General features: G+C 60.7%; 12 protein-coding genes and 2 pseudogenes. 5 read left to right on the top strand and 9 right to left on the bottom strand.

Annotation, left to right across the window (positions count from 1 at the left end):
• Positions 1 to 52 precede the first annotated feature (52 nt).
• The 3 genes and pseudogenes from L085_RS16160 (at position 53) to L085_RS16150 (ending at position 3,551) form a co-directional block, all read left to right on the top strand.
• Positions 53 to 993: pseudogene (locus L085_RS16160) on the top strand (sulfonate ABC transporter substrate-binding protein).
• 258 nt (positions 994 to 1,251) lie between these two features.
• Positions 1,252 to 1,983 (top strand): annotated as a pseudogene (locus tag L085_RS16155) (MurR/RpiR family transcriptional regulator); the annotation flags it as partial.
• A gap of 131 nt (positions 1,984 to 2,114) precedes the next feature.
• Complete coding sequence (locus L085_RS16150; protein WP_144240701.1) at positions 2,115 to 3,551, top strand: 6-phospho-beta-glucosidase; 1,437 nt, start codon at positions 2,115 to 2,117, stop codon at positions 3,549 to 3,551.
• A 64-nt stretch (positions 3,552 to 3,615) separates the two neighbouring features.
• Here L085_RS16150 and L085_RS16145 read toward each other — a convergent pair whose 3' ends face one another.
• The 7 genes from L085_RS16145 to L085_RS16115 all read right to left on the bottom strand — a co-directional run bounded on the left by L085_RS16145 (position 3,616) and on the right by L085_RS16115 (position 11,091).
• Complete coding sequence (locus tag L085_RS16145) at positions 3,616 to 4,794, bottom strand: 4-hydroxybenzoate 3-monooxygenase (RefSeq protein ID WP_044031198.1); 1,179 nt, start codon at positions 4,792 to 4,794, stop codon at positions 3,616 to 3,618.
• Between the two features lie 12 nt (positions 4,795 to 4,806).
• Entirely contained in the window at positions 4,807 to 6,162 is a 1,356-nt protein-coding gene (locus L085_RS16140) for an MFS transporter (RefSeq protein WP_044031197.1), read from the bottom strand.
• A gap of 395 nt (positions 6,163 to 6,557) precedes the next feature.
• Positions 6,558 to 7,895 carry a D-serine ammonia-lyase gene (locus tag L085_RS16135; RefSeq protein ID WP_044031196.1) on the bottom strand — a complete coding sequence of 446 codons (1,338 nt, stop codon included), beginning with the start codon at positions 7,893 to 7,895 and terminating at the stop codon, positions 6,558 to 6,560.
• Positions 7,896 to 8,004: 109 nt separating this feature from the next.
• Positions 8,005 to 8,694, bottom strand: coding sequence for a VIT family protein (locus tag L085_RS16130; protein ID WP_044031195.1), 690 nt, complete (start codon positions 8,692 to 8,694; stop codon positions 8,005 to 8,007).
• A 26-nt stretch (positions 8,695 to 8,720) separates the two neighbouring features.
• Positions 8,721 to 9,194, bottom strand: a complete 474-nt coding sequence (locus tag L085_RS16125; RefSeq protein ID WP_015377932.1) for a VOC family protein — start codon at positions 9,192 to 9,194, stop codon at positions 8,721 to 8,723.
• A gap of 11 nt (positions 9,195 to 9,205) precedes the next feature.
• Positions 9,206 to 9,556: a DUF1428 family protein gene (locus L085_RS16120; RefSeq protein WP_025302905.1), complete on the bottom strand. Its 351-nt coding sequence runs from the start codon at positions 9,554 to 9,556 to the stop codon at positions 9,206 to 9,208.
• 104 nt (positions 9,557 to 9,660) lie between these two features.
• Positions 9,661 to 11,091 (bottom strand): GGDEF domain-containing protein, encoded by a 1,431-nt coding sequence (locus tag L085_RS16115; RefSeq protein WP_044031194.1) that lies wholly within the window; start codon positions 11,089 to 11,091, stop codon positions 9,661 to 9,663.
• Positions 11,092 to 11,557: 466 nt separating this feature from the next.
• On the opposite strand from L085_RS16115, the gene L085_RS16110 reads away from it, so the two are divergent.
• The gene (locus tag L085_RS16110) at positions 11,558 to 13,618 is read left to right on the top strand and encodes a TonB-dependent siderophore receptor (RefSeq protein WP_044031193.1); all 2,061 of its coding nucleotides are present in this window, start codon (positions 11,558 to 11,560) and stop codon (positions 13,616 to 13,618) included.
• A 35-nt stretch (positions 13,619 to 13,653) separates the two neighbouring features.
• Here the strand turns inward: L085_RS16110 and L085_RS16105 are convergent, their stop codons facing one another.
• Both L085_RS16105 and L085_RS16100 read right to left on the bottom strand, forming a co-directional pair.
• The gene (locus tag L085_RS16105) at positions 13,654 to 14,130 is read right to left on the bottom strand and encodes a GNAT family N-acetyltransferase (RefSeq protein WP_044032067.1); all 477 of its coding nucleotides are present in this window, start codon (positions 14,128 to 14,130) and stop codon (positions 13,654 to 13,656) included.
• Positions 14,131 to 14,185: 55 nt separating this feature from the next.
• Entirely contained in the window at positions 14,186 to 15,001 is an 816-nt protein-coding gene (locus L085_RS16100) for an alpha/beta hydrolase (protein ID WP_044031192.1), read from the bottom strand.
• Between the two features lie 114 nt (positions 15,002 to 15,115).
• Here L085_RS16100 and L085_RS16095 point away from each other — a divergent pair, with 114 nt between their 5' ends.
• A complete protein-coding gene (locus L085_RS16095; protein ID WP_004938091.1) occupies positions 15,116 to 15,298 on the top strand; it encodes a hypothetical protein in 183 nt (60 codons plus the stop codon).
• Positions 15,299 to 15,342: the final 44 nt, after the last annotated feature.

Here is a 15,342-nt window from a genome sequence, read left to right as displayed (position 1 = left end):
GTTACGCCCAGCGCGTATCGCTATTGTTCACTTCGCCTATCGGAAAATCAGGATGAGAAAACTCACAACGCCTCTGATCGCCGCCCTGCTGCTGGGCCTGTTTAGCCTGCCGGCCGGCGCGCAGGATAAACCGCAGCAAATCACCATCGGTTACCAGAAAGCCAACATTTTTGCGCTGCTGAAATACCGCGGCACGCTGGAAAAAGCCCTTGAGCCGCAGGGCGTCAAGGTTCGCTGGATAGAATTCCCCGCCGGCCCGCAGATGTTGGAGGGGTTGAACGTCGGCAGCATCGATCTGGCGGCGACCGGCGACGCGCCGCCGGCCTTCGCGCAAGCCGCCAAGGCCGATCTGGTTTATTTGGCGCATTCGCCGCCCAGCCCGAAAACCGAAGCCATCGTGGTGCCGCAGGATTCGCCGATCCGCTCCGTGGCCGATCTGAAAGGCAAACGCGTGGCGTTGAACAAAGGGTCTGACGTCAATTACCTGCTGGTGAGCGCGCTGGAACAGGCCGGCTTGAGCTACAAGGACATCACGCCGGTCTATCTGCCGCCGAGCGATGCCCGCGCCGCCTTCCAGCGCGGCAGCGTCGACGCCTGGGTGATTTGGGATCCCTACTACGCCGAGGTGGAAACCCGCGCCAACGCCCGCCTGCTGAAAGACGCGGAGGGCCTGGTGCCGCACTATACCGCCGCTTTGCCGAAACCTACCCGGACAGCGCCAAACAGGTGATTCAACAGCTCGGCGCGCTGAGCGACTGGGCCAACGAGCATCCACAGGAAGCGGCGGCGATCCTCGCTCAGAGCACCGGTCTGGATCAGGCCATTTGGGCCAGAGCCATCGCCCGCATGCCGTTCGGCAGCCAGCGCATGTCGCCGGAGGTGTTCAGACAGCAACAGCAGTTGGCGGATAAATTCACCGCCATCGGGCTGCTGCCGGTTAAGGTGGATGTCAACGCCGCCCGCTGGTCCGAAGATAAGCCCGAGGCGCCATAGCCTTTGCCGCGCTTTGGCTTTAGAAAGCAGAAACCGGCATTTTGCCGCCGGCATCAGCTGGCCTATGCTAACCCTGTGTGATGAAACGCGTTTTCATGGCATGTCTTCCGGAACGTTTTGCTTTAATTTGTTCGTCGTGAACCCTGGGCCGCCCCTGACTGGTGCGGCTTTTCTTTTTGTTCAGCAGTGCCGGCGGCGGCGAATTTTGCTATGGTAACCCGCAGATAAATGTCCCGTTTTCAGCCGCCGGATCGACCCATGTTTACCCATAAAGCAATCGCCGAGCTCAACGCCCTGGAGCTGATGGTTTATAACTACGTCAGCAAACACAAAAATCAAGTGATGTACATGACCATCCGCGAGCTGGCCGAGGCCGCCGGCGTATCCACCACTACCGTGCTGCGATTTTGCAAAAAAATGGGTTGCGACGGTTATTCAGAATTTCGCATCCGTTTCAAACTGTATCTGGAGCAAAGCGATGCGCCGCCGGTCGATTCCGGCATCGGCGAAATTCTCAGTTTTTTTAAAAGCGTCAGCAACGACGAATTTAATCAGTTACTCGATGAAGCGGCGCATCATATCGCCGCCGCCGAGCGGATTATTTTCGTCGGCATCAGCACCTCTGGCGCCTTGGGGAAATATGGTGCGCGTTTCTTTTCCAATGTCGGGAAATTCAGCACCCATATCGACGATCCTTATTATCCCGTCAACAGCGATATGTATAAAAACGCGGTGGCGATCATGCTGTCGGTTTCCGGCGAAACCGAAGAGATCCTGCGGCTGGCCAGCCAATTCAGTCTGCACCACTGCAAGATCATCAGCATCACTAACAACGAAACCTCTTCGCTGGCGCGGCTGGCGGACTTTAATCTCTCCTACCACGTGCCGCAGCATTTGATCGGCGGCCATCACAATATCACCACGCAGATCCCCGTGCTTTACATTATTGAAACCATCGGCAAACGGCTTGGGCATATTAATTCGGCAAAAATAAAACAGGCTGTTTTTTATTGTGACAAATCACTTTGTCCGGCGATTTGTTATATCGTGACATTTCTTTTGGTCTTGTTACTCTATTGGCAATGCGAACGTTATTATCCTTCATTAAATAAGATGAGACATTGACGATGAAACAGTTGCCGAAAGATTTTCTGTGGGGAGGCGCGGTCGCCGCGCACCAGGTTGAAGGCGGTTGGGATCGGGGCGGCAAAGGCCCAAGCATCGCCGACGTGCTGTCCGGCGGTTCGCACGGCGTCGATCGCGTGATGACCGACGGCGTGCTCGACGGCTACCGTTACCCCAACCATGAAGCGGTGGACTTCTACGGCCGCTACAAACAGGACGTGGCGCTGTTCGCCGAGATGGGCTTCAAGTGTTTTCGCACCTCGATCGCCTGGACGCGCATCTTCCCGAACGGCGACGAAGCAACGCCAAACGAGGCCGGCCTGCAGTTTTACGACGATCTGTTCGACGAGTTGCTGAAATACGGCATCCAGCCGGTGATTACCCTGTCGCACTTCGAAATGCCTTACCATTTGGTGAAAACCTACGGCGGCTGGAAAAACCGCCGGGTGGTGGAATTTTTCGTGCGCTTTAGCGAAGTAGTGATACGCCGCTACCGCGAGAAGGTGAAGTACTGGATGACCTTCAACGAGATCAACAACCAGAGCAACTACCGCTACCCGCTGTTCGGCTACTGCTGTTCCGGCGTGGACTACACCCAGGAAGACAACCCGGAGCAGGCGCTGTACCAGGTATTGCACCACCAGTTCGTCGCCAGCGCGCAGGTGGTCAAACTCGGCCATCAGATCAACCCGGAGTTCAAGATCGGCTGCATGCTGGCCTGCGTGCCGTTCTACCCTTATTCCTGCAAGCCGGACGACGTGATGTACGCCGTGGAGGCGATGCACCAGCGCTATCTGTACACCGACGTGCAGATGCGCGGCTACTACCCAAGCTATCTGCTGCGCGACTGGGAACGCAAAGGGCTGAAGATCGAGATGCAGCCGCAGGACGCACAGATCCTGCGAGAGGGCTGCACCGACTACATCGGCTTCAGCTATTACATGAGCAACGCGCTGCAGGCCAACGCGGTGGAAGGCAGCGACGGCATGTTCGGCTTCCCGGGCAACGTGCCGAACCCGCACGTCAAGGCTTCCGACTGGGGCTGGCAGATCGATCCGGTCGGACTGCGCTACTCGCTGAACGTATTGTATGAACGTTATCAGAAACCGCTGTTTATCGTGGAGAACGGCTTCGGCGCCTTCGACAAGGTGGAAGCGGACGGCCAGATCAACGATGACTATCGCATCGACTATCTGCGCGCCCATATCGAAGAGATGAAAAAAGCGGTGATTGAAGACGGCGTAGACCTGATCGGCTATACGCCGTGGGGCTGCATTGACTGCGTATCGTTCACCACCGGCGAGTACAGCAAGCGCTACGGCTTTATCTACGTCGATAAACACGACGACGGCACCGGCACGCTCGAACGTTCGCGCAAGAAAAGCTTCGACTGGTATCGTCGGGTGATCGCCAGCAACGGCGAACAGCTGTAACCGCCGCAGCTCAGGGGCGGAGACGCCCCTTCTCGCCCATGCCGCCCGGCATGGGCGTTTTCGCTTATATCGCCGGGAATGGCGCCCCGACATAATTTTCCGCCAGCATCGTCATGGCGCTGCGCGATTTCACCGTGTACTGCAGCTCTGAGAGTTGCAGCCGGTGTTCGAAAGGCGTGTCTTCCCGCCGGGTATGCAGCATGTGGGTCATCCACCAGGAAAAATGCTCGGCGCGCCAGACCCGCTGTAAGGCGGTGTCGCTGTAATCGTCCAGCCGTTGCCAGTCGCCTCGCCGGTAAAACGTCTCCAGCGCCTGGGACAACAGGCAAACATCGGCCATGGCCAGGTTCAACCCTTTGGCGCCGGTCGGCGGCACGATATGCGCCGCGTCGCCCGCCAACAGCAGGCGCCGGTAGCGCATCGGTTCGGTAACGAAGCTGCGCATGCCCACCACGTTTTTCTGAAATATGCGGCCCTTTTTCAGCGTCCAGCCTTCATGGTTTTCCAGCCGCTGATCCAACTCGCGCCAGATACGATCGTCCGACCATTGATCGACCTGTTCCGCCGGATCGCACTGAAAATACATGCGCTGCACGCCGGGCGAACGGGTGCTGATCAACGCAAAACCGCGCGGATGGCAGGCATAGATCAGCTCTTCGCTGGACGGCGGCGCTTCGACCAGAATGCCGAACCAGCCGAACGGATAGGTGCGGGTGTAATCCTGCCGCAGCCCGCCGGGCATCGCCGCGCGGCTGATGCCGTGGAATCCGTCGCAGCCGATGACAAAGTCGCAGCGGAGCCGGCGCGGCTGGTCGCCATGACGGTAGTGAACCTCGGGCTGCGCGCTGTCCAGCGCCCTCAATTCAACCTGCTCCACCTCGAAAAACAGATGGCCCTGCGCCGCCAGACGCGCGGCGATCAGGTCTTTCAAGACTTCATGCTGGGCATAAACGGTGACGGCGCGCTCGGTCAATCCGGCCAGATCGATGCGGTGCTGCCGGCCGCCGAACGCCAAGCGGATCCCCTGATGCCGCGTCCCTTCCCGCCGCATCCGCTCCCCCAATCCGGTCTGCTCGAGCAGATCGACGGTCCCCTGTTCGAGCACCCCGGCGCGAATGGTCGATTCCACCGCCTCCCGGCTGCGCGTTTCCAACACCACCGATTCCACACCTTGCAGGTGCAGCAGATGGGACAACATCAAGCCGGCCGGACCGGCGCCGATGATCACAACCTGTGTGCGCATAGCATGACTCCCTCATAGCATTTTGTTGAGCGGCGCCGGCAGCGCCGGGTAGCCGCCGGAAAGGTGTTTGGCGAGCAGCGCCAGCGCCGCGATCAGCGCCGGGATGGCCAACAGCGTGAAAATGGTGCTGAACGACAGCTGCATCTGCATCAGCACGCCACCGCTCATCGCCCCCAGAATGCCGCCAAAACGCCCGAGCCCGAGCATCCAGGCCACGCCGGTCGCCCGGCTCTGGGTGGGATAGAACCCGGCCGCCAGGGCCGGCATGGATGACTGGGCGCCGTTCATGCAGGTGCCGGCGATGAACACCGTGAGCGCCATCAGCAGCGGAGAGGTATAGACATAGCCGATGATGCCGACGAACAAACCGGTCAGCAAATAGCCGACGGCCACCACCTTGTGCGGGTTCATGCGATCCATCAACCAACCGATAATCAATACGCCAAGCCCCCCGCCGAGCGGAAACAGCGCGGTGATCAGCGACGCCTGCGTAACGGAGGCGCCGGTTTCACGGATCAGCAGCGGCAGCCAACTGGTCAGCAGATAGAAGATCATCAATCCCATGAAGTAAGTCAGACACAGCATCAACGTGCCCAGCAGATAGCGACGCGAAAAGATCATGCCCAGCGGCGACGCTGCCTTTACCTGCCCCTCTTCCTGCAACATGAAGCGCGGCGGCGGCGTCATGCGGATCGGCGCAATGCGCTTCAGCACCCTGGCGATGCGCTCTGCGGCATAGCCGCGCGCGACCATGAAGCGCACGGATTCAGGCAAGGCGGCGATCAGGACCAGCGCCAGCAGCAACGGCATGACGCCGCCCAGCACCATCACGCTCTGCCAGCCGAAATGCGGTATCAGCCAGGCGGAAGAAAAACCGCCCAGCGACGAACCGAGAGGGAAACCGCAAAACATCAGATTCACCATCAGCGCCCGGCAGCGCTGAGGGGCATATTCCGACATCAGCGTGGCGGCGTTCGGCATGGCCGCCCCCAGTCCCAGCCCGGTAAAAAAACGCAGCAGCGTCAGCGTCGAAAGCGAGCCGGCGAAGGCGGTCAGCAGGCTGAAGCCGCCGAACAGCAGCAGCGAAATCACCAGCACTTTCTTGCGGCCGATGCGATCCGCCAACGGGCCGGCGGCCAACGCGCCTACCGCCAGACCGACCAGCGCGGCGCTCATTACCGGCCCCAGCGCGGTTTTGTCTATTCCCCACTCCTGCACCAGCGACGTGGCGATGAAGCCGATAATGGCGGTATCGAAACCGTCCAGCGCGACCGCCAAAAAACACAAAGCCAGTATCAACCACTGGTAGCGAGAAAATGGCTGGTTATCGATAAACCCTCGAATTTCTACGTTGTTATCATGCGGCATGGCTTGCTCCTCAGAGAGTGCGGCAAACCTCACCGCACGGAACAGCCGGCTGCGAGCCGGCGAGAGGGTTAATTTGTGCGATTATCGGAATATAGTCCGTTAATCGACAATCAAATCAAACCACCCCACGGCGAATGCTTCAATATTGTTAAAAAAATAAGCGTGCGATAAACGAACATCAGAAAACGGTAAATAAAATAATTTTATTTACTATTAATTGGATATGGAGATTTAAGCCGTGACTGCGGCGTGGGGAGTTGTGATTTTGTTAACATTTTAAAAGCATCATGAGCGCCCGGTCTGACGTTGACCCTGGGCCGGAGGGAACCGGCGCTTGTCAAACCGCGCTCGCCGCCTAAAAACAGGAAGCGAGCGCAAGCCTCGGCGCTATTGGCTCACGGCGCCGTTTGCGCGGCGGCGAGGTATTTCGCCATTTCCGCCGTCGGCACCATGCCGCCGCCGGTCGCCCATACCAGATGCGTCGCCTGGGCCAGGTGCTCGGCGCTTATGCCCTGCTCGCTGAGTTCCCCCGCATGGGCGGCAACGCGCCACGGCCCGGCCATGCCCGCCAGGGCGGAGGGTTCCAGCTGGATATGCTCGTGCCTGTCCAACAACCCGAGCAACGCGAACATCTCTTCGTCGCTCAGGGTGTAAAACGCGCTCAGCAGGCGCTCCATCGCCCGGCCGACAAAACCGGAGGCGCGCCCCACCGCCAACCCGTCCGCCGCCGTGCGGTTGTCGATGCCGAGATCTTGCACCGCAATGCCGTCATGCAACCCGCTGTAGACGCCGAGCAGCATGCAGGGGGAATGGGTCGGTTCGGCGAAAATGCAGTGAACGTGATCGCCGAACGCCAGCTTGAGGCCAAAGGCCACACCGCCCGGCCCGCCGCCGACGCCGCACGGCAGATAAACGAACAGCGGATGCTGCGCGTCCACCACGATGCCCTGTTCGGCAAACTGCCGCTTCAGGCGGCCACCCGCCACCGCGTAGCCGAGGAACAGGGTTTGCGAGTTTTCATCATCGATAAAGAAGCAACTCGGATCGTTCGCCGCCTGTTTGCGCCCTTGTTCGACCGCCACGCCGTAATCGTCAGCGTATTCCACCACCGTCACGCCATTGTCGCGCAGCTTCTGTTTTTTCCACTCTCGCGCATCCGCCGACATGTGCACGCTGACATCAAATCCCAGGCGGGCGCTGATGATACCGATGGATAATCCCAGATTGCCGGTTGATCCGACGGCGATGCGGTACTGGCGGAAGAACTGACGGAACTCGTCGGAAAACAGCCGGGCGTAGTCGTCGCCGGTGTGCAGCAGCCCCGCCTCCAGCGCCAGCTTTTCCGCGTGCGTCAGCACCTCATAGATGCCGCCGCGCGCCTTGATTGAGCCGGAAATCGGCAGATGGCTGTCCTTTTTCAACAGCAGGCGCCCGCCCAACGTCTGCCCATAGCGCCGATCCAACGCGAGCTGCATGGCCGGGATCGCCACCAGTTCGGATTCGATGATCCCCTTTGTCGGTTGGGTTTCCGGGAAGGCCGCGGCAAGATAAGGCGCGAAACGCGCCAGGCGCTGCTCCGCGTCGGCGACGTCGGCGGCGGTCAACCCGACGTGGGGCAACCCTGCGGCCAGCGTTGTCGCGCGCGGATTGAACCAGGTGATCGGCTCTAGCGCGACCATGCGTTGCAACAGCGGATGCTGGGCGACCCACGATAGGATCTGTGATTTCTGCATAAGTGTCCCTGACTGATGTTGGCGTTGCCGTCACCTTGCCGCGAACGCCGGCGGCTGACAAATGATAAATTCTGAGCTTGAGGTGCACTAGATTGATGCAAGCGCGACGTTAGCCAGCCGTCACGCCAAACAGCATGCCCACGCCGGAAGAAACCGCCATCGCCAGTGCGCTCCAGATAAGGATGCGCGCCACGCCCGGCAAGATCGGCGCCCCGCCGGTTTTCGCGGCGATGCCGCCGAGAACGCCGAGGGAAATCAGCGCCGACGCCACCAGCGCCGGCCGCGTCCAGGCGACCGGCACCCACAGCGCCACCAGCAGCGGCAACAGCGCGCCAAGGGAGAAACTCAGGGCCGACGCCAACGCAGCCTGCAGCGGCCGGGCGCGGGTGGCGGAGGAAATGCCCAGTTCGTCGCGCGCGTGCGCCTCCAGCGCATCATGCGCCATCAGCTTTTCCGCCACCTGCCGGGCCAGCGCCGGATCCAGACCGCGATGCACGTAGATTGACGTCAGTTCGCGAAACTCCCCCGGGTAGTCTTCAAGCAGCTCCGCCTGCTCTTCCGCCAGCGCGGCCTTTTCGGTATCCGCCTGCGACGAGACCGACACATACTCGCCGGTGGCCATCGACATCGCGCCGGCCACCCACCCGGCGACGCCGGCGATCATCAGCGCGGAATGCGAGGCGCTGGCCGCCGCCACGCCCAGCAGCAGGCTGGCCGTTGAAACGATGCCGTCGTTGGCGCCGAGCACCGCCGCCCGCAGCCAGCCGATGCGTTCAATACTGTGCCGCTCTCGATGCATCCTTTCTCTCCTTCGTTCTCTTACCGCTAGCCCCGCGCCGCCGCTTCCAACCCGGCGATGTCGATTTTGCCCATCAGCAGCATCGCTTCCGTGACCCGCCGCACGCGGGCGGCGTCGGGATCGTTCATCAACTCCGTCAGGCGCCGCGGCACAATTTGCCAGCACAGCCCCCAGCGATCGCGCAGCCAGCCGCACTGCTCCGCCTCGCCGCCCTCGCTCAAGGCATCCCATAGCCGGTCGACTTCCGCCTGATCGTCACATTCCACCATCACGGAGAAACTGTGATTGAACGGATCCAGCGGCCCGGCCTCGATCGCCGCGTAGCGCTGGTCCCCCAGCGTGAAAGAAGCCAGTTTCACGCTGCCGGCCGGGCCGCTCGGCGTATCCGCCGGCAGGTCGGAAAACCAGTTCACGGATGATCCGGGGATCAACGCGACATAGCAATTCAGCGCCGCTTCCATGTCTTTTTCAAACCACAGATGTTGCGTAATTCTGGCCATCTGCGCCTCCTTTACGCATCTAGGATCGGCGCGAAACCGCCGAAGATCATGCGTTTGCCGTCGAACGGCATCTCACCCAGCGCTTTCATGCGCGGATCGTTCATCATTTTCTCATTGGCGGCGTCGCGCACCGCTTTGGAGGGGTACTCTATCCAGCTGAACACCACCACTTCGTCTTCCTGGGCCTTCACCGCGCCGCGAAAATCGGTGAGCTTGCCATCGGGCACGTCATCGCCCCAGCACTCCACGATGCGCGTGGCGCCAAACTCTTTGAACAGCGGAGCTGCCGCCGCCGCCAACCGGTGATAAGCCTCCTTATTGGCGGCCGGCACCGCCACCACAAACCCGTCTACGTATTTCATTCTGGCATCCTCTTGTCTGATTAAGGACAGTCGGTTCAGCGCGGGCGACGTTGCCTGCGCCCCCTACCAGTTTAGACGGCGGGCGCGCAACCCGGATCGGAAGTTCAGCGCTCAGGATCGTTCGGTGGGTCAGAGTCCGGTGTGGCGACCCGGTTACGGCCGGCGTTTTTCGCTTTGTATACCGCCAGATCCGCCAGCTTCAGCAGGTCGGCCAGGCTTTGGCCGGAACCGCCCGGGCAGGTCACCATGCCGATGCTGACGGTGATCTGCAGCGGATGGCCGGCCGGCATGGTGATCGATTCCGCCTCAATGCGTTGCCGCAGCCGTTCGGCCAGCTGCAACCCTTGCTGTGGCTGGCCGAGCGTCGAGACGATAGCGAACTCTTCGCCGCCCATGCGGCCGAACAGATCATCGACGCGCAAATCGGCGGCGATCGCGCGGGTAAAGGCCATCAGCGCCTGATCGCCGCCGGCGTGGCCGAAACGATCATTGATCGATTTGAAGTAATCAATATCAAGCATCATGACGCATACCAACTCGCCCTTTTGGTCAATCATCCGCTCGCCGCGCTGCATAAACGCATTGCGCGTCAGCACGTGGGTCAGCGCATCGTGGTTCGCCACATGCTCCAGCGTGCGCAGCAGCGCGCTGCGCGCATAGTTCATGCTGGCCACGGCGATGGGCCCCAGCGCCAGCAGTGCGATGCCCAAACGCATCGATACCGCGTTTTGCAACACCTTCATGTCGAGCGTCGTGCTAAGCAACCCGAAATCGATCGCCAGATGGCACCACAGCACATAAATCAGCACCGCAATCATGGTGCAGAACAGTGAGAAGGACATCGCCAGCCACAGCAGCACCGGCATGGGAAAGATCACCGCCCCGGGGCCGCCGATCAGCACGCTGCACACCGCCGCCAGCAACAGCAGCGCCAACACCGTGAGTTTTCGCCCCGCCCGCGGCCATTGGCTGCGCTGGGTGAACATGGCGCCGGCCGCCGCAAGGCGACGTCGCCAATCGCCGGGAAACGCCAGAATAAACGGCATCAGCGTGACGTAATTGGTGAACTCGGACGAGAACCACAGCGCCAGCGAGGTCAGATAGGGTCTGCCGAACAGCCACTGCGAAGTTACGGCGCCCACCGCGCCGGTCGCGGCGGCTGCGGCCAGGCAGATGCCGAACAGGTACATGCTGGACGTGCCGCGTTGCAACATGCGCGCCGGCGGCGACAGCCGCATGAACAACAGATACCCCACCACCACGCCGGTCAGATTGGCGACGTTCAGCAGCAGCGTCTTTTGCAGCGAACTGCCGGCCGCCAGATAGCCCAGCACCGCCATGCCCCAGCCGGCCCGCGTAGCCCACTGTGGCCGACGCACCAAAACGGCCAGCAGTACGGCGTTCACCGGCCAGAATATCGCCAGAAAGCTGCCGGGGCGACTCACGATGCCCAGCAGACACAGGGTGAACACCAACAAAAAAATGATGAGCGCGGGCCAGATTTTCCGGGTATCGGACAACGAGGTGGTTTGCATCTTGGATCCAGAGACTTCCGCTAGCATAAAGTGACAGTCTGTTCGCGTCACAACCGTCGACGATGAGGAGAAGATAAGCGGCCGACCCGCCTATTATTGCCAGTTTTGCCCGCCCGGACACCTGTTTATTCATTAAGGGAAAATATATTTGTGTATCAATATATTGACAGGAATCACCCTTCCAGCGAACAAACTGCCGCGCCCCTCCCGTCACTGCGATCGTTATTGCCATCCATCCGACTTTTTACCGGCAAAATCGCCGCCTTTTTCCCTAATGGCAAAATTAAATCGTGCAATGAAGGGATACCGGCATTCCCCTCTATTCAAAACCTATAAATGATAATTATAATGATAATCGTTACTATTTATTATTTTTTCATGGAATTATATGCACCAGTCAGTTCTTCGCCACCCCACTAAAAGAAATAAAAATCACGTTCTTCGCACACTGCCCCTGATTGCCGGTTTGTTCCCCGCGCTGGCGATCGCGGCCGCGCCCGGCGCAAAAACGGAGGAATCCATTACGGTGACCGCCGCGGCCCAGCCTTCCGGCAGCTATAGCGCCGACACTGCCTCGACCGCCGGCAAGACCGCCGCGCCGCTCGCCGAGGTGCCGCAATCGGTCAGCGTCGTCACCTCTCAGGTCATTGACGACTTCCAGGTCAAAAGCGTCAATGAGGCGATGAAGTTCGTCAGCGGCGTCACCCAGGGCAACACGCTCGGCGGCACGGAGGATGGCTTCGTCAAACGCGGGTTCGGGGTTAACTCCGACGGCTCGGTCTTCATCGACGGCGTGCGCAGCAACCAAGGGCTGAGCATGGACGCCACCACCGATCGCGTCGAGGTCCTGAAAGGTTCCGCTTCGCTGCTGTATGGCATCCTCAGCCCCGGCGGCGTCATCAATCTGATCGGTAAAAAACCGCAGTATGACTGGAACACCCGCATCAGCGGCGCCACCCACAGTTTTGGCGGTGGCAGCGGCAGCGTCGATGTGACCGGCCCGCTGGGCGGCGGCTTCGCCTTTCGCCTGATCGCCGAACGCCAGCACGCAGATTACTGGCGCAATTTCGGCAGCGACGAACACACGCTGATCGCCCCTTCGCTCAGTTGGTTCGGCGACCAGGCTTCCTTTAACATCGCCTACAGCGAATACAAGTACGACATTCCTTACGATCGCGGCACCGCATTTATCGACGGCAAACCGGTCGATGTGCCCTATGACCGCCGCTTGGATGACTACGCGAACCATGCCTGGGGCAAGAACAAACGTCTGAACGCCCATTATGAGTACGCGCTCGATCCGATCTGGACCACCCGCTTCAACTACGCCTGGCTGCAACGCCGTTACGACAGTAACGAAGTGCGCGCCACCGCGGTCGACACCACGACCGGCATCGTCTCGCGCCGCGCCGACGCCAACCGCGGTTTCAATCATCAAACCCACTATTACTCCTGGGATCTGACCGGTTCGCCGCAGCTGTTCGGCATGCAGCACGACCTGCTGCTGGGCGTGGACTACGAGAAGAATCAGACCTACAAGGCCTATTCCTACCGCGGCAAGGTCTCGAAGACCTTCAACATGTACGATCCGGTGTATGGCGAAACGCCGGTCACCGACAGCACCACTTACAGCGACGCGTCAAGCAACCTGCGCGCCACGCTGTTCAGCCGCTCCCTGTACGCCAAGGACAGCATTCATCTCTCCGATCAATGGATCGCGGTGCTGGGCGCGCGCTATCAGTCGTATTACCAGAACAACAGCAACGGTTTCCAGAAACCGAAAAATACGCTCAATGACAAAGACGACCAGTTTTTGCCGCAGGCGGGGTTGGTGTATAAGCTGACGCCGAGCCTGTCGCTGTACGGCAACTACAGCCGTTCATTCACGCCGTCCACCGCCATCGACGACAATGGCGACGTCGCCACGCCGGAAACCGGCACCACCTATGAGGTGGGCGGAAAATGGCAGATCACCCCGGCGTTTGACGCCACGCTGGCGCTCTATCGCATTGATGAAAGCAACATGTCGATCTTTATCAACGGCGTGACCCGCAGCATCCCCAAAGCGCGCTCCACCGGCGTCGAACTGGAGTTGAACGGGGAAGTGGCGCGCAACTGGGATCTCACCGCCAACTACAGCTACGACAAGACCGAAATTGTCGAAGACAACCTCAACCCGGACAACGTCGGCAATCGGCTGGTCAACGCCCCAACCCACATGGGCGGCCTGTACCTCAGCCGCCGCATGACATTGCCGGTGGTGCCCGGCGAGGTGCGCGTTGGCGGCGGCGCGCGCTACGTCGGTCGCCGCGCCGGCGATCCGGAGAACAGTTTCACCATGCCGGCCTATACCGTGGCGGATGCCTTTGTCGCCTGGGACAGCAAGCTGCTTGGGAAACATACCCAGCTGAAACTGAATGTGAAAAACCTGTTCAACCGCGAGTACTATGCCTCCAGCGCCGGTAATTTACGCGTGATTGAGGGGGAACCGCGCAGCCTCAGCCTGCAGGCGACGGTCGATTTCTAACCTGCCGATTGTCGGGCGCCGTTTGGCGCCCGTTTTCATTTCATCCCGCGTCGAAATGCCTTGCGATACATCACAAAACCGGGGCGCTCCGCCACCTTGTCGTACAGCCGCATGGCGATCTGGTTGGTTTCGTGGGTATTCCAATAGACGCGCGGCAATCCCAACTGCTGCGCGCGCTCGTAAACCGCCGCGATCAGCGCCCTCGCCACCCCTTTGCCGCGCACCGCCTCTGCGGTGAACAGATCCTGCAGATAGCAGTTGGGCTGCAGCTGAATGGTGCTGCGGTGCAGAAGATAGTGCGTTAATCCAACGACCTGCCCCTGATGCTCGGCGACCAGCGCGTACATCGGTTCGTAGGCGTCGAAAAAACGCCGCCAGGTGGTCTGTGTCACCTCATCCGGCAGCGCCGTTGCCCCCTCCCGGCCGTAAAAGGCGTTATACCCTTGCCACAGTGCCAGCCAGGCGGCGTAATCCCGTTGTTCCAGCGATCTGACCACGATGCTTTCGCTCATGATGTCCTCTTCGATGATGCCCAAATGCCCCGCCTCCAGCATAGAACAACGAGCGTCAACGCGCAGGCGGCGGCATCACACCGGCGAGAAAATCCAGCAACGCGCGGTTGAACAGCGCGGGCCGCTGCAGCGGCGCGAAATGGCTGACGCCCGGCAGTGTCGTCAAACGGGCGCCAGGAATGCTGCGGCTCAGGTAGGCGGCATGTTCGGCGCGGATAAATTCATCGTGTTCGCTGTGAACGATCGTCACCGGCACGCGAATGGCCGCCAATTCCTGTGCGCGGTAGTCCGGCTGGCTGCTCATCATCAGGCTTACGGCGGAGACGAAGGGAGCGAAATCCTCCGGCGTCGGTGACAAGGCGGCATAGTCCTGCGCATGGCACGCAAAGCAACGCTCGACGAGCGGACTGGACGGCGGCGGTTTAACCCCGCTGGCATCCATATTGCAGCCGAAGAAAAAGACGCCGTCCACCCGCTCGGGCGCCCGATGTGCGGCGATGAGCGCGACGCAAGCGCCGTCGCTCCAGCCCGCCAGCGCGGCGTGGGGGATTTGCAGCGCCGCCATCACCGCCAACAGATCATCGGCCATCCGATCGTAACGATACGGCCGGGCGTCGCGCGTGCTGCGCCCGTGCCCGCGGCTATCGATGAGCAACACCCCGTACCCGGCGGCCAGCAGCGCCGGCAGTTGATACCCCCAGTTGCCGCTGTGGCCCAGGCCGCCGTGCAACAGGATCAGCGTCGGATCAGCGCCATAGGCCGCATACCAGATGTGCGCGCCGTCGTGTTCGACAAAGCCCTGCCTGGAACCGGGCGGCAACGGCGGCGCGCCCTGCGCGGCAAAGCGGGTCAAATCGTCGTCGGTTTGCATCTTTCTCCCCTCATTCGCCGAGGTTGAGCATCAATACGGCATCCAGGGAGTATAGTTCGCAGCGGCAAGCGGTGCCGTTCGCTTTCCCGGCATATACTTAAAGGAGGAATCGCAATGGAGGACGGTGAGATGAAGAAGATAATTCTCGTGTTTTTGACGTTGATGCTGAGCGGTTGTATCGGCGGAGGCGGCGGCCCATCGAATGCGCCTTCGGCATCGCCAAATGAACCTTACACCTGCACCAAATCCAGCGCCAACAGCGACTGCTCGCAATCGGTGGAACCATCGATGTACTAGCCGCGCTCGGCGGGCCGTCGCTTAACGGCCCGCCGCCTCAAACC

It is taken from the genome of Serratia sp. FS14, assembly GCF_000695995.1.
Classification (GTDB): Bacteria; Pseudomonadota; Gammaproteobacteria; order Enterobacterales; family Enterobacteriaceae; genus Serratia; species Serratia nematodiphila.
This window is presented reverse-complemented; position numbering and strand designations above follow the sequence as displayed.

Coding starts and splice junctions, on each gene's coding strand:
- L085_RS16135 (WP_044031196.1), bottom strand. CDS start 7,895: ATGCAGAAATCACAGATCCTATCGTGGGTCGCCCAGCATCCGCTGTTG.
- L085_RS16125 (WP_015377932.1), bottom strand. CDS start 9,194: ATGGCCAGAATTACGCAACATCTGTGGTTTGAAAAAGACATGGAAGCG.
- L085_RS16145 (WP_044031198.1), bottom strand. CDS start 4,794: ATGCGCACACAGGTTGTGATCATCGGCGCCGGTCCGGCCGGCTTGATG.
- L085_RS16120 (WP_025302905.1), bottom strand. CDS start 9,556: ATGAAATACGTAGACGGGTTTGTGGTGGCGGTGCCGGCCGCCAATAAG.
- L085_RS16100 (WP_044031192.1), bottom strand. CDS start 15,001: ATGCAAACCGACGACGATTTGACCCGCTTTGCCGCGCAGGGCGCGCCG.
- L085_RS16115 (WP_044031194.1), bottom strand. CDS start 11,091: ATGCAAACCACCTCGTTGTCCGATACCCGGAAAATCTGGCCCGCGCTC.
- L085_RS16140 (WP_044031197.1), bottom strand. CDS start 6,162: ATGCCGCATGATAACAACGTAGAAATTCGAGGGTTTATCGATAACCAG.
- L085_RS16095 (WP_004938091.1), top strand. CDS start 15,116: ATGGAGGACGGTGAGATGAAGAAGATAATTCTCGTGTTTTTGACGTTG.
- L085_RS16105 (WP_044032067.1), bottom strand. CDS start 14,130: ATGAGCGAAAGCATCGTGGTCAGATCGCTGGAACAACGGGATTACGCC.
- L085_RS16130 (WP_044031195.1), bottom strand. CDS start 8,694: ATGCATCGAGAGCGGCACAGTATTGAACGCATCGGCTGGCTGCGGGCG.